Origin of the sequence: Rheinheimera maricola, assembly GCF_016918075.2 — a bacterium.
GTDB lineage: Bacteria > Pseudomonadota > Gammaproteobacteria > Enterobacterales > Alteromonadaceae > Alishewanella > Alishewanella maricola_A.
On record NZ_JAERPS020000004.1, the window covers coordinates 310,577 to 324,199 of the forward strand.

The following is a 13,623-nucleotide window of genomic DNA, read 5'->3' on the forward strand; positions in this document are numbered from 1 at the left end:
GCCTGATTTAGTTATAACTGTTTGGTTGTTTGTAGTGCTGTTACCGCCGCATCAAGAGCGTAGTGATAACCTTTGGCCCCCAGACCGCAGATCACCCCTTTGGCGATATCAGCTAAATACGAGTGGCGGCGAAAATTCTCGCGCGCATGTACATTAGATAAATGTACTTCAATAAACGGTATTGCCACCGCCAGCAGCGCGTCACGAATAGCGACGCTGGTATGAGTAAATGCCGCGGGATTAATCAGAATATAATCCTGCTTACCCAGACTCTGTTGAATAGCCGTTACCAATTCGTGCTCAGCGTTCGATTGTATGTGCGTCAGTTCGACACTTTTCGCTGCGGCCTGTTCCGTCAGGTCGGTAATAATATTATCCAGCGTGGCGGCGCCATACACTGCGGGCTCACGCACGCCCAACATATTTAGATTAGGGCCATTTAGAACTAAAATTCGATAAGTTGCCGCCATTTGTGCGTTATTCCCGCTATTTGTTGTGATCCGGCACTATCTTGCCAAAGCTAAGTGGTAATTGCATCTGTTTGACTAAAATAGGTCATTAACAGCGGCATTGGCTTAACGATAGCGCCTTATTATAGTGAAATCGTGACAAATGGCAGCAAAATACTGGTCTTATCAGCCAGAGTGTAGCTGGCAGTAGGCGGCGCTGTCAGAAAGCGCCGCCGGCTGAAGGTTGGATAAAGTTATTGTTGCAGCTGTTTGAGGTGCGCGGCAAACTCTGTAGCATTCATAAAACCGGTGACGCGGGCACTGCTAAGCTCTTCAGCCTCTGGACTAAAAAACAATAGTGTGGGCAGCCCCAGTACCTGATAGTTATCCAGTAAGGCCTGATCTTTACGCGTCATCTTCGTCACATCAACCTTTATTAACTGCATAGTTTGCATCTGTGCTTGTACTTCGGCTTTAGGAAAGGTCAGGTGTTCAAACTCTTTACACGCGATACACCACTCAGCATAAAGATCAACCAGCGTGTAGCGCCCGTTGCTGTCAGCAATTTTCTGTTTAAGTTCGTCCAGTGTGCTGACTAATTCAAAGCCTTGTTGCTGTGTTACGCCCGCCACCGTTGCTGGGGTTGCTGAGCTTGGCCACCAGTAGCGCACGTTCAGTAACACGGCGCCAATCAGCAGTAGCTGGCCAGCAATTAACACGCTGGCTTTGGCTGTAGCACTTTGTAGGCTAAACAGGGTGCGATAAAGGTAAACTACAAAACACAGCAGCAAAATGCTGCCCGCGGCCAGCACATAACTAAACGGCAGCATGCGCTCGAGTAAAATCAGCGGCACCGCTAACAGCAGGAAACCAAACGTGGTTTTTACCGCATTCATCCAGTTACCGGCTTTGGGCAGTAATTTACCGCCTGAGCTGCCCAACAGCAGCAATGGCAGACCCATGCCGAGGCTGAGAATATACAAAGTGATAGCACCTAGCACTAAATCGCCGCTTTGAGCCACATAGAGCAGGGCTGCTGATAACGGCGCGGTAGTGCAAGGGGAGGCAATAAGGCCGGATAGCGCACCCATGGTAAAGGCACCTTTGTGTGAGCCACCTTGCTGGTTGTTGCTAACCTTGCTGATTTTTTCCTGCCAGCTGGAGGGCAGGCTCAGATTAAACACGCCAAACATGGCTAATGCCAGTAAGACAAAAATAACACTGGCAACAATTAACACTGCCGGGTGCTGCATATAGCCTTGAAATTTCACGCCCAGGCTGGCAACAACCAGACCCAGCAATGAATAGGTAATAGCCATACCCTGGACATAAGAAAACGACAGTGTAAAGGCACGTTTGCTGGATAACTGCTTACCCTGGCCAACAATAATACTGGTTAAAATGGGGTACATTGGAAACACACAGGGCGTAAATGCTAAGCCTAAGCCAAGTAAGAAAAAGCCAGCCAGGGTTGCTAAACTTGCACCATCGCTAAGCTTTGCTGCCAGGGTATTCTGGCTTGATACCAATGTGTTACCACTGATTTCTGCTGTGGTAGTGTCTGCAGCATTATCGGTTTTAAGTGGTAATATCGGTAGCTCTTTGGTAACCGGCGGATAGCACAAACCTGCCTCGGCACAGCCCATATACTGGATTTTAAATACTGCATCTTCACTTACGTCGGTAAGCGGAATACGCAGCTTCAACTGATGAAAATAAACATCGGTCACGCCGAAAAATTCATCTTCTATTGTCATGCTTGCTGGGTAGGTTGGATGGGAGAAACTAACCGCTATACCACCAAGTTTGATTTTGTCCTTATATAGATAATAGCCATCGGCGATGGTCCAGCTGACTATCAGCTCATCCTCACGTTGCACAAAATCAAATACAAACGCCTGTTCAACAGGTAGAAATTTATCATCAGCTTGTAGCAAACTGTCGAGCACCGAACTCTGTTGTGCCTGCGATGGCGACGTAAACAGGGTGCACCAGAAAAGAAATGGCAATAAAAACACTTTAAACATCAGCTTATACTTCCTTAAAAACGCCGTGCGTGGTTTTGGCGTTACACTAACATGACTGTGCTATACGACGATAGCGACCAGCCGGTTTTAGCTATGCGACTAAGTGCACAGTGCTACAGACCAGTGCCAGACGCAGTCTATTTCAGTCTGCAATAAAATAGCTGTTGTGGCTTAAGCACAAATTAAGAAATTTTCAAATTACCCCTTGGATTTTTTTCCGTCTTACCCCATATACCGACCAGACAATTTAACACCCATGTTAAAACACAAAATAGCTTTAGGAGATAGAGCATGAATATTCGTCCTTTACATGATCGTGTCATCATTAAACGTTTAGAAGCTGAGAGTAAATCAGCAGGTGGCATCGTGTTGACTGGCGCTTCAGCGGAAAAATCTAGCCGTGGTGAAGTGGTCGCAGTTGGCTTAGGCCGCGTGTTAGATAACGGTGATGTTAAGCCGTTAGACGTTAAAGTGGGTGACAAGGTACTGTTTGGTGCCTACGTAGAGCGCACCGAGAAAATAGACGGTCAAGAATATGTTATCACCAAAGAAGACAATATTTTAGGTGTAATTCTGGATTAATTCTCCGGTAAAACTTTCCCCGATTAACAGAATTTAAGGATTAATAAAATGGCTGCAAAAGACGTACGTTTTGGCGATGAAGCCCGCAACAAAATGCTCAAAGGCGTTAATATTTTAGCAAACGCTGTACGCGTAACTTTAGGCCCGAAAGGCCGTAACGTTATTTTGGACAAGTCGTTCGGCGCACCGATGATCACTAAAGATGGTGTATCAGTAGCAAAAGAAATTGAGCTGGAAGACAAGTTCGAAAACATGGGCGCGCAAATGGTTAAAGAGGTTGCCTCTAAAGCCAATGATGAAGCCGGTGACGGTACCACTACCGCTACGGTATTAGCGCAAAACATCATTAACGAGGGTGTTAAAGCCGTTGCTGCGGGCATGAACCCGATGGATTTAAAGCGCGGTATCGACAAAGCGGTTATTGCTGCAGTGGCCGAGTTGAAATTATTATCTCAGCCTTGTGCCGACAGCAAAGCCATTGCCCAGGTTGGTACTATTTCTGCCAACTCAGATGATGAAATCGGTCAGATCATCGCCAACGCCATGGACAAAGTGGGTAAAGAAGGCGTAATTACTGTTGAAGAAGGCCAGGGTTTAGCCAACGAGCTGGACGTGGTTGAAGGTATGCAGTTTGATCGTGGTTACTTATCACCCTATTTCATCAACAATCAGGAAGCTGGCCAGGTAGAACTGGACAACCCATACATCCTAACCGTTGATAAGAAAATTTCTAATATCCGTGAATTATTGCCGATACTAGAAGGTGTGGCTAAATCTGGCAAGCCACTATTGATCATCGCTGAAGACGTAGAAGGTGAAGCCTTAGCAACGTTGGTAGTGAACAACATGCGCGGTATCGTGAAAATCTCAGCGGTTAAAGCGCCAGGCTTCGGCGACCGTCGTAAAGCCATGTTGCAAGATATTGCTACACTGACCGGTGGTACAGTAATTTCTGAAGAAATTGGCATGGAACTGGAAAAAGCCGGCCTGGAAGAATTAGGTACTGCTAAGCGTGTTGTGATCACCAAAGACAATACCACCATCATTGATGGCGCAGGCGAGCAAGGTGCAATTGACGGTCGTGTGAAGCAAATTCGTCAACAGATGGAAGACGCTACTTCAGATTATGACAAAGAAAAACTGCAAGAGCGTTTGGCCAAGCTGGCTGGCGGTGTTGCGGTAATCAAAGTTGGTGCTTCTACTGAAATTGAAATGAAAGAGAAGAAAGCCCGCGTTGAAGATGCACTGCACGCAACCCGTGCAGCGGTAGAAGAAGGTGTGGTGCCTGGCGGTGGTGTGGCGCTGGTGCGTGTAGCGGCCAAACTGGTTGACTTGCGTGGTATTAACGAAGATCAGAATCACGGTATTAAAATTGCGCTGCGTGCAATGGAATCACCGCTGCGTCAAATCGTTGATAACGCCGGTGAAGAGCCATCAGTGGTAGTAAACAACGTTAAAGCTGGCAACGGTAACTACGGTTACAATGCGGCTACCGGTGTTTACGGTGACATGCTGGAAATGGGTATTCTGGACCCAACCAAAGTAACCCGTTCTGCACTGCAGTTTGCGGCATCGGTTGGTTCGTTGATGATTACTACTGAAGCCATGGTAACTGAGTTACCAAAGTCTGATGCTCCTGCAATGCCTGATATGGGCGGCATGGGTGGCATGGGCGGCATGATGTAAACCCTATGTAAGTGGCCACTTACTACAAAACCCCAGATAAAAGCTGGGGTTTTGCTTTTTCTGCCAGGCAATATGTCTTGGCTGGCTACATTTTTATACAAAACAGTTCAGCTAACGCTCATGCAATAGCGCTATAGTTAGTTAATTCACTAAACTTAACACCATCGGCTGGTTTTAATGTTGATGGCGGATAAAGTGGCAATTGAAGTAGGAGACTGACAATGCGTAAAATATTATTGTTGTGTGGTTTAACCGTGTTAGCTACCACAGCGGTGCAAGCTGGTGAGGTGAAAGTTACGTGGCAGGAACCGGAAAAATTCACCGATATCCGCCCTGCTAATGACAATCGCAAAGCATATCGCGCCAGAGTGATAAAAAAGTTTGAAGGCTTTTTTACCGATATGGCATCTGACTTGCCGCAAGGTTACCAATGGGACATTACGGTAACTGATATCGATTTAGCTGGTGATGTAGACTATTTTGCCGGTGGCGCAGGCAACGCATTGCGTATTGTTAAAGATATATATTCACCTGCAATCAAATTTAATTACGTACTGCGTGACAAGCATGGCGAAGAAGTTGCTAACGGTGAAGAAAAGCTGCGTGATATGAGCTTTATGCAACAGTTGCGGTCTAGCAACAGTAATGAAGAGTTTCGTTACGAAAAACAAATGTTGCAGGATTGGTTCAAAAAAGAGTTACAGCCTAAAGTAGAGCAGTATGCCCAGTCGCTGCCTAAAGTAAGCGGGCCAACGCCTTAAAAGGCTGTTTGCTACAGAAAACTGGCAATTTGCCGGTAAATATCGACGGCTTCCTGCCGGCTCAACTGACCGGTAGATGCAACCTTACCGATGCTGCTAGTTACCCTGACGAAGTCGCGCTCGCTTTCGGCTTGCGTTTCTGTTGCTGCCTTTGCAACAGCTGTTGACGCTAGCGTGCTGCTGATAGCCGGCGCGGCTGATTCAACACTTGTGCTGAACTGCCGGCCAATATCTGCCGTTATTTGATTAACGCTGTTCACGTAATTGCCTATTACCGACATACCGACCTCCATTTAGCTATAGCGTAGTGGAGCCGGTAGCCAGCATTAGATTATTTTGTGAACAATAAAGTTGCCTTATTTTATTTTGTTATAACAGCGCGGAAACTCGCTAAAGTTTGATGCAGTTGTTTCAGTTGCTTAACAACCCGCTCTAATGTGGCGGTGTTAAACTGCTGGCTTTGCCGCATAGCAGCTATCTGCTCTGCTGTTTCGCCCAGGTACGGCATAAAGCGGTTGCTCGACGCCTGGAACAGCGTGTTATCGGCAAAAATGCGCTGATGCTTGGCCTGGCCCTGTTGTTGCAGACTATCTAACAAAGCATCGGCATCCAGCGCTTTGCGATACAGTTCTTTTAAATTGTCATCAAGTTGATTAAGTAAGGTGTCCATAAAACGGCTACTACTGATAAATGTAGCGCTATTATGCCATAACGCCGGCCATGCTTCAGCCGCTTAAAGCGGATCCGCTTTAACGTTATTTTTAGAGCTGACCATTTCTTTGTATGATGTTTTGTTATATTATCTCGTTCCTCGCAATTTAGCGTTTAGAGTGAGTAACGTGTTAGCCATTGTAAGAAATGTATTTGATAAAGTAGGTATTACCGTGACGTCGCTTTGCGCCATTCACTGCATACTGCTGCCTGTCATTTTACCTGTGCTGCCGTTGCTGGGCTTAAGCGTTGGCCATAATCACGCCTTTGAGCGTATTATGCTTTTAACAACAATGGTACTGGGTTTTATTGCGTTGTTTATCGGGTTTCACCGCTATCATCGAAAGCTGTATCCATTTTACTCGTTGTTCTTAGGCGTATTTATTTATTGGCAAAAAGATGTCTGGGGCCATGAATACGAGCACGCCGTGCTTATTGTAGGTGCATCCTTGGTGGTGCTAGCCCACGTAATGAATATGCGGCTATGTAACAGCTGCAATAGTTGTGAAGACGCGCATTAGCGATACCTATTAGGAAAATCCCGCCGTGGCGGGATTTTTGCTTTAAGGTTCAGCTATTATCTGTCAACAGCGCTTTGCTTCTCGCCGGATAGTTGCTAAAGATACCATCCACACCATACTGCTGCAGTCTGGCGATATCATCTGCCTGGTCGACGGTATACACATACACGTTTAAACCACGCGCTTTGGCATCTGTAACAAATGCCTGATTAATAAAGCTGACATCGCAATTAATAGAGTAAGCCTGCAGCTGCTGGGCAAAGGCGGCGTAGTCGACAGCTAAGCAGGCGGTTAGGGCGCCCAGTTGTAAATCTGGCTGCTGCCGTTTTAGGTCTGCCAGCAAGTGATGGTTAAAAGATGATATCAGCAAGCGGTTAGGGTCGAAATGCAGCTCGCGCTGTGCCTGGTCTAGTAAAACTAGTAGCGGCGCTACCGTGTCTTCGCCTTTAAGCTCGATATTCAGCCACAACGAAGTTGGCGCTAGCAATTGCAGCACTTGCCAGAGTGTTGGAATGCGCTGGCCGCGGCCGGCGTCCAATTGCATCAGTTGCTCAATAGTGTATTGATAAATACTGCCGCTGCCATTGGTAGTGCGCGCCAGATGATGATCATGAATAACAATAAGTTCGCCATCTACGGCGAACACATCTATTTCTATAGCGTCTGCACCCTGAACTATGGCCTGTTCAATGGCCAGTAAGGTGTTTTCCGGATAGTCGCCGCTGGCGCCACGATGAGCAATGATTTGCATAGTGCATTCTCCATGTCTGCGTACGCCGGCAGTGTGCCTCGTTGTCAGTTTACTTTAGCAAAAGGCGCACCCATGCGGGTTACTGTGCCAGGCTGCTGCTCTTCAAGAAATTGCAGCTTATCGGCAGGGAATGCCAATACTACGGTTGAACCCAACTTAAAGCGGCCCATTTCTGCGCCTTTTTTCAGCGTAATGGCATTTTTGCCCTGCGCCGGATAAGTCCAGCGGAATACATTCTTACCGGCCGGCGGCGTAACGGTGCCAGCCCAGACGGTTTCAATGCTGGCAACGATGGTTGCGCCCACTAATACCAGCGCCATCGGGCCCAGTTCAGTGTCAAAAATTGTGACCACGCGCTCGTTACGGGCAAATAAGTCAGGCACGTTTTCGGCTGTTAACGGATTTACTGAAAATAAATCGCCTGGCACATAAATCATCTGGCGTAAGGTGCCGGTTAGCGGCATATGAATACGATGATAGTCTTTCGGTGCCAAGTAGATGGTAGCAAATTCGCCACCAATAAACGGCTCAGCAGTAGCGATGTCGCCGCCCAGCAGAGCCTGCAGTGAGTAACTGTGGTTCTTTGCCTGCACCAGCTGGCCTTGCACTATTGGCCCTAACTGGCTGATACAGCCATCTACCGGATGCGCAACGATATTGTCCTCTGTAGCTAGTGGCCTGATACCGTCTTTTAACGGCCTGGTAAAAAATTCATTAAAACTGGCGTAGTCTTCTGCCCGTTCAAACTGCGCCTCAGCCATATTAATGTTGTAGGCTTTGATAAAACGGCTAATTAAAAAGTGACTCAACCAGCCTAATTTAGCGGCGGCCAGCTTGCCGACCAGGCGTGAAATTAAATGCTTTGGCATTAGGTACTGCAGGGTAATTTTTAAATTATCCATTGTGCTCTCTGTAGTAAGTTGATCATGGTTAAAAGTTAAAAATGATTTGGTTTGTCTTGCGCCATACTGGCGAGGATTTTTAAATAGCTGTCGTAACGTTCCTGGCTTACATCACCGCTTTGTACTGCATGCATAATGGCACAACCTGGGTCGCTAATGTGTTTGCAGTCACGAAATTTGCAGCGACCAAGCCAGGGCGAAAATTCGGTAAAGCCGTTAGTAACTTCTTCTGCTGTCAAATGCCATAAGGCAAATTCACGAATACCGGGTGAGTCAATTAAATCGCCGCCATCTGGCAAATGATACAGTCGCGATACCGTTGTAGTATGCTGTCCCAAGCCGGAGTTAGTTGACACTTCCTGCGTGTGCGCTTCAAGCCCCGGCATTAAGTTATTCATCAGCGACGATTTGCCTACGCCGGACTGGCCGACAAAAATACTGGTACCACTGTGTAAATAATCTAGCAGCTGCTGCATACCCATGCCGCTTTTAGCGCTGACCGCTAAGAAGTCATAACCAAGTTTACGATACAGCGCCAATTGTTGCTCTGTTTCTGCCAATTCTTCGCTGCTGAGTAAATCAACCTTGTTAATTACCAGCAAAGGCTTGATGCCAGTCATTTCCGCAGCAACTAAATAGCGGTCGATAATGTTTAGCGACAATGCCGGTAACACCGCAGAAACAATAATCATTAACTCAATGTTGGCCGCTACCGGCTTTAAGCCGTCGTAAAAATCTGGCCGCAACAGCACTGACGTGCGCTCTTCTACGGCATCAATGACACCATCAACGCCGCCAGTCGGTTGTAGCGATCGACGCCACACCACGCGATCACCGGTAACCAGTGATGCAACAGAGCGGCGCATGTTGCAGCGAATAACGTCGCCGTTGCTGTCTTCCACGTCAGCGTGTTGACCAAAGCGGCTTAACACCAGGCCTGATTCGACCGGCGCAAAGCTGGCGTCATCAACCGATTCGACACCTTTGTTTTTGGCACTGCGCAGCCGTTTGCCGGCATTGTCAACAATGCGTTGTTGCTGGCGCTGGGTAAGATGCTTTTTCTTCGTCACTGCTGTTGTTATCGCTCTGAGGTAAAGGATGCTATTACTGCTAAGCTTAGGGCGTGTATGATACCCGTATTCTGTAAATGAACAAAGCAGCACACTACTTAGGGGCTTTTAATGAGTGTAAATGACAATAATTTGATTTGGCTGGATCTGGAAATGACTGGGTTGGAGCCAAAAACTGATGTGATCCTGGAGATGGCTACGATAGTGACTGACAGCCAATTAAATATTTTGGCTGAAGGCCCGGTGTTTGCGATAAAGCAATCCGATGAGGTGCTGGATAATATGAGCGCCTGGTGTGTTGAGCAGCACGGCAAAAGTGGTTTAACGGCCCGTTGTCGCGCCAGCACTACCACACTGGCTGATGCCGAGCAGCAAACTATCGCCTTTTTGAGCCAGTATGTGGCCAAAGGTAAATCACCAATGTGTGGTAATAGTATTGGTCAGGACCGGCGTTTTCTGGCGGAATATGCGCCGGCATTGGAGGCGTTTTTTCACTACCGTAATTTAGATGTCAGCACGGTAAAAGAGTTGGCGCGACGTTGGCATCCAGATGTGCTGAAACAAGTACAAAAAGCCGGCAGTCACTTAGCGCTGGACGATATTCGGGAGTCAATTGCTGAATTAGTAACCTATCGCACGCATTTTTTCAAATTACCGTAAAAAACACTTGCAACGGCCGACTAATTTTGTAAAATGCGCGCCATCACGACGCTTCGTTAGTAATAGCAGCGACGACTGATGCGAGTATAGCTCAGCTGGTAGAGCGCGACCTTGCCAAGGTCGAGGTCACGAGTTCGAACCTCGTTACTCGCTCCAAATTCGACAGAAACCGCACTTGCGCAAGCTAGTGCGGTTTTTTGTTTGCTGCAGTATAGTTACGTTATGCCATCGTAAATTAGCATAAAACATGTCTGACTCTCCCTGTGTGCGCAATTGTTGTTTAGATCAGCAGAACTGCTGTTTGGGATGCGGCCGCTTGCTGGATGAAATTATTGAGTGGCATAGTGCTGATGCGCTGCGGCGGGAGCAGATCTTAGAATTGGCACAAGCGAGGCTTGCCGAACGTGGCAATGCCGTAAACGTCAGGCATCGCGTGGTAACCCCTTCTGAATAATCCGCACTAACCGCTCAGTTGCGCGCGGCAGTATTGATTCTGCCTGCCAACTTTTGCGTTTTTGTTGCATTAGAGCCCATTTAATATGTTCCGCTACCATCTCAGAAGCACTGCTTAACCTTGCTGCTAAGGCTTGTTCAATCTCTGCATCATAGGGCGCATTGCCCAGCGCTACGGCGATATTGCGTTGCCAGCGTTCATAGCCGATACGACGAATGGCACTACCTTCGGTATAGCGCAGAAATTCGTGTTCCTGCCAGGAAAACAGACTGAGCAGGCTCTGGCTTTGCCACTGCGGCCGGCGCTGAAAATCGCCTTCAATCGATAACGGTGCGTCGCGGTTTTCCGGGCACACCAGTTGGCAATCGTCACAGCCATATATGCGGTTGCCAAGTAGCGGGCGGAATTGCTCCGGTATCGCACCTTTCAGTTCTATTGTCAGATAAGAGATGCAGCGGCGGGCATCGACCACGTAGGGAGCAACAATAGCGCCAGTTGGACAACTAGTAATACAGGCAACACAGCTGCCGCAATCACCCTGGTGTGGGGTATCAATGGGCAGGGGTAAATTGATCAACAGCTCGCCAAGAAAAAACCAGGAGCCGGCTTCATGATTAAGCAGTAAACTGTGTTTGCCTACCCAGCCCAGCCCGGCTTGTTGTGCCAAAGGGCGCTCCAATATTGGCGCTGAGTCGGTAAAAGGCCGGTAACCGAGCTGTGCAACATGTTGGTTAATGCGCTCGCCTAGCTGCTTTAGCCGATTGCGGATCAGTTTATGATAATCACGGCCCAGCGCATAACGGCTAATATATGCCTGAGTTGGGTCGGCCAGGTTGGTTGCAAAACCGGCGCCTTCGGGCAGATAATCCATGCGGACACTTAATACTCTTAGCGTGCCGGGCACCAGTTCGGCCGGGCGGGCACGCAGCATACCGTGGCTGGCCATGTAGTCCATTTCACCGTGATAACCGGCATCAAGCCATTTCTGCAGTTGGTGTTCGGCATCAGCTAGCTGCACCCCGGCAATGCCAAGCTCAGCAAACCCCAGCTGTTTTGCCCAAAGCTTTATTTGCAGCGCGAGTTCGGCGTAGTTCATTGCGTAGTAAGCCATCAGAAAATACGCCATAAGTTAACATATATAGCGCTGTTTCGCCTACTGTGATGGGAACTTGTGCTAATGCGGCCGGGTCTGAACGGCGATGCGCAGTTTTTCTGGCTCAGCAATGGCATATTTTGTTAACATGGCGTGGTTTTTAAACCTTAGTAACTATGAGTGGTGACAGGTGGCGCAATATCAGGCAGTGTTAAAGGATGAAGCGGCAACATTGCAGCTGGCGGCCAAAGTGGCAGCTTGTGTTGGTGGCGGGCAGACGCTGTTTTTGCATGGCAACCTTGGCGCCGGAAAAACAACCTTTAGTCGTGGTTTAATTAATGCTCTGGGCCATAGCGGCACGGTAAAAAGCCCGACGTATACTTTGGTTGAACCTTATAGCCTTAGCCAATTAACTGTGTTCCATTTTGATTTATACCGACTACGTGATGCCGAAGAGCTGGAGTTTATGGGGATCCGTGATTATTTTCGTAGCGATACCTTGTGTCTGATTGAATGGCCGGAACAGGGACAGGGTTATTTACCTGTGCCGGATCTCGACATACACTTAACATTTGTAGCTGAACATCGGCGCATTGTGCTGCACAGCCAAACGCCAGCTGGCGCCACTATAATAAAAGCCCTGACGGATGATGAAAAATAATTATTATAAGTTCAAGAACGTTGCGCTACTGTTACTGGCTTTGACCAGTGTTGCCACATTGGCCTCTAATCAAGTGCAGGGTGTGCGTGTATGGCCGTCACCGGATAATACCCGGGTGGTATTTGATATGGCCGCAGCACCAGAACATAAAAGCTTTAGTCTGGACAAGCCGGACAGGTTAGTTATTGATTTACAAAATATTAAAGGTAGTAGTAATTTACCCGCTGTAACCGGAGAGTCGTCCGTAATTAAAGCGATACGCAGCAGCGGTGACGGCAATAGTATGCGCATTGTGCTGGATTTAACCAAAGCGACTAACGCCAATGTATTCTCGCTACCCCCGACACCACCCTACGGCCATCGTTTGGTGGTCGATTTGCCCAATAATCAGCCTGAACCAAACTTACCTCCGCCGACTATACGCGCTGCGAGGGATATAGTTATTGCCATCGATGCTGGTCACGGTGGTGAGGACCCAGGGTCGATTGGTCCCAGTGGATTCTATGAAAAAAATATCACTCTGCCGATAGCCCGGCAACTGGCGCAATTAATTGACCGGCAGCCAGGTATGAAATCGATGATGGTGCGCACTAATGACTACTACATTCACGTCAACCGGCGTACAGAAATAGCCCGTGGTCAGCAAGCCGATTTGTTGGTCTCTATTCATGCAGATGCCTTTACGTCTCCTCAGCCGCGTGGTGCTTCGGTCTGGGTACTTTCTTTACGTCGCGCTACCACCGAAGTAGGCCGAATGCTCGAGCAAACCGAACGCCACTCTGAATTGCTCGGTGGTGTAGCGGAGATTATTAAAGATTCAGCTAATGAGCGCTATCTGGCGCAAACGGTACTGGATTTATCGATGAATCACTCCATGGTTACTGCGTATCAGGTCGCCGGCGAAGTACTTGATGAACTTGGCAAGGTAGCGCACTTGCATAAAAAGGAGCCGCAAGCAGCTAGCTTGGGTGTGCTTAAAGCACCGGATATCCCATCGATTCTGGTTGAAGTGGGCTTTATTTCTAACCCACAAGAAGAGAAGCAGCTAAAGTCTGCTTCACACCAAACCCAGCTGGCCAAATCATTGTTTACCGCGCTAAAACGACATTTTGAGACGTCACCACCAGCAGATTCGTTATTTGCCCAGCAACGTGCTCGCGAGCATCGGGTCAGTGCTGGCGAATCGTTGTCGCTGTTGGCGCAGCGTTATAATGTGTCAGTTGCCGATTTGCGCGATATTAATCAGTTAGCCTCTGACAGCATCCGTGTCGGCCAGACTTTACGGATCCCTTGAT

At 48.1% G+C, this 13,623-nt stretch carries 16 protein-coding genes and 1 tRNA gene; 9 read left to right on the plus strand and 8 right to left on the minus strand.

Annotated features, from left to right (window positions below; all coding sequences use genetic code 11):
• Positions 1–11: 11 nt before the first annotated feature.
• Both aroQ and I4W93_RS12765 read right to left on the minus strand, forming a co-directional pair.
• Positions 12–470, minus strand: a complete 459-nt coding sequence (gene aroQ / locus I4W93_RS12760; RefSeq protein ID WP_205311408.1) for a type II 3-dehydroquinate dehydratase — start codon at positions 468–470, stop codon at positions 12–14.
• 233 nt (positions 471–703) lie between these two features.
• Positions 704–2,476: a protein-disulfide reductase DsbD gene (locus tag I4W93_RS12765; protein ID WP_205311407.1), complete on the minus strand. Its 1,773-nt coding sequence runs from the start codon at positions 2,474–2,476 to the stop codon at positions 704–706.
• Positions 2,477–2,767: 291 nt separating this feature from the next.
• Between I4W93_RS12765 and I4W93_RS12770 the strand changes: the two genes are divergently transcribed.
• The 3 genes from I4W93_RS12770 (at position 2,768) to I4W93_RS12780 (ending at position 5,505) form a co-directional block, all read left to right on the plus strand.
• Positions 2,768–3,058, plus strand: a complete 291-nt coding sequence (locus tag I4W93_RS12770; RefSeq protein ID WP_205311406.1) for a co-chaperone GroES — start codon at positions 2,768–2,770, stop codon at positions 3,056–3,058.
• Positions 3,059–3,106: 48 nt separating this feature from the next.
• Entirely contained in the window at positions 3,107–4,744 is a 1,638-nt protein-coding gene (gene groL / locus I4W93_RS12775; protein WP_205311405.1) for a chaperonin GroEL, read from the plus strand.
• Positions 4,745–4,965: 221 nt separating this feature from the next.
• Positions 4,966–5,505, plus strand: coding sequence for a DUF3016 domain-containing protein (locus I4W93_RS12780; protein ID WP_205311404.1), 540 nt, complete (start codon positions 4,966–4,968; stop codon positions 5,503–5,505).
• Positions 5,506–5,516: 11 nt separating this feature from the next.
• Here the strand turns inward: I4W93_RS12780 and I4W93_RS12785 are convergent, their stop codons facing one another.
• Both I4W93_RS12785 and priC read right to left on the minus strand, forming a co-directional pair.
• Positions 5,517–5,786, minus strand: coding sequence for a hypothetical protein (locus tag I4W93_RS12785; protein WP_205311403.1), 270 nt, complete (start codon positions 5,784–5,786; stop codon positions 5,517–5,519).
• A gap of 80 nt (positions 5,787–5,866) precedes the next feature.
• Complete coding sequence (gene priC / locus I4W93_RS12790; protein ID WP_205311402.1) at positions 5,867–6,175, minus strand: primosomal replication protein PriC; 309 nt, start codon at positions 6,173–6,175, stop codon at positions 5,867–5,869.
• A 160-nt stretch (positions 6,176–6,335) separates the two neighbouring features.
• On the opposite strand from priC, the gene I4W93_RS12795 reads away from it, so the two are divergent.
• Positions 6,336–6,737 (plus strand): MerC domain-containing protein, encoded by a 402-nt coding sequence (locus I4W93_RS12795; RefSeq protein ID WP_205311401.1) that lies wholly within the window; start codon positions 6,336–6,338, stop codon positions 6,735–6,737.
• A 49-nt stretch (positions 6,738–6,786) separates the two neighbouring features.
• Here I4W93_RS12795 and I4W93_RS12800 read toward each other — a convergent pair whose 3' ends face one another.
• Genes I4W93_RS12800 through rsgA form a run of 3 tightly spaced genes read right to left on the minus strand, consistent with a single transcriptional unit; the run spans position 6,787 to position 9,460 of the window.
• On the minus strand, positions 6,787–7,488 hold the full coding sequence (locus I4W93_RS12800) for a glycerophosphodiester phosphodiesterase (protein ID WP_205311400.1): 702 nt from the start codon (positions 7,486–7,488) through the stop codon (positions 6,787–6,789).
• 44 nt (positions 7,489–7,532) lie between these two features.
• Positions 7,533–8,390: an archaetidylserine decarboxylase gene (gene asd, locus I4W93_RS12805; RefSeq protein WP_205311399.1), complete on the minus strand. Its 858-nt coding sequence runs from the start codon at positions 8,388–8,390 to the stop codon at positions 7,533–7,535.
• Positions 8,391–8,425: 35 nt separating this feature from the next.
• Positions 8,426–9,460 carry a small ribosomal subunit biogenesis GTPase RsgA gene (gene rsgA, locus I4W93_RS12810; protein ID WP_205311398.1) on the minus strand — a complete coding sequence of 345 codons (1,035 nt, stop codon included), beginning with the start codon at positions 9,458–9,460 and terminating at the stop codon, positions 8,426–8,428.
• Between the two features lie 111 nt (positions 9,461–9,571).
• Here rsgA and orn point away from each other — a divergent pair, with 111 nt between their 5' ends.
• The 3 genes from orn to I4W93_RS12825 all read left to right on the plus strand — a co-directional run bounded on the left by orn (position 9,572) and on the right by I4W93_RS12825 (position 10,574).
• Positions 9,572–10,120 (plus strand): oligoribonuclease, encoded by a 549-nt coding sequence (gene orn / locus I4W93_RS12815; protein ID WP_205311397.1) that lies wholly within the window; start codon positions 9,572–9,574, stop codon positions 10,118–10,120.
• 80 nt (positions 10,121–10,200) lie between these two features.
• A tRNA-Gly gene (locus tag I4W93_RS12820) sits at positions 10,201–10,276 on the plus strand.
• A 91-nt stretch (positions 10,277–10,367) separates the two neighbouring features.
• Complete coding sequence (locus I4W93_RS12825) at positions 10,368–10,574, plus strand: DUF1289 domain-containing protein (RefSeq protein WP_205311396.1); 207 nt, start codon at positions 10,368–10,370, stop codon at positions 10,572–10,574.
• Here I4W93_RS12825 and queG read toward each other — a convergent pair.
• Positions 10,543–11,685: a tRNA epoxyqueuosine(34) reductase QueG gene (gene queG, locus I4W93_RS12830; RefSeq protein ID WP_224673429.1), complete on the minus strand. Its 1,143-nt coding sequence runs from the start codon at positions 11,683–11,685 to the stop codon at positions 10,543–10,545. The two genes, I4W93_RS12825 and queG, sit on opposite strands and share 32 nt — an antisense overlap.
• Before the next feature lie 172 nt (positions 11,686–11,857).
• Here queG and tsaE point away from each other — a divergent pair, with 172 nt between their 5' ends.
• Both tsaE and I4W93_RS12840 read left to right on the plus strand, forming a co-directional pair.
• Positions 11,858–12,328, plus strand: a complete 471-nt coding sequence (gene tsaE / locus I4W93_RS12835) for a tRNA (adenosine(37)-N6)-threonylcarbamoyltransferase complex ATPase subunit type 1 TsaE (protein WP_205311395.1) — start codon at positions 11,858–11,860, stop codon at positions 12,326–12,328.
• Complete coding sequence (locus tag I4W93_RS12840) at positions 12,315–13,622, plus strand: N-acetylmuramoyl-L-alanine amidase (RefSeq protein WP_224673430.1); 1,308 nt, start codon at positions 12,315–12,317, stop codon at positions 13,620–13,622. Before tsaE ends, I4W93_RS12840 begins: the two co-directional genes overlap by 14 nt.
• The last annotated feature ends 1 nt before the right edge of the window (position 13,623 follow it).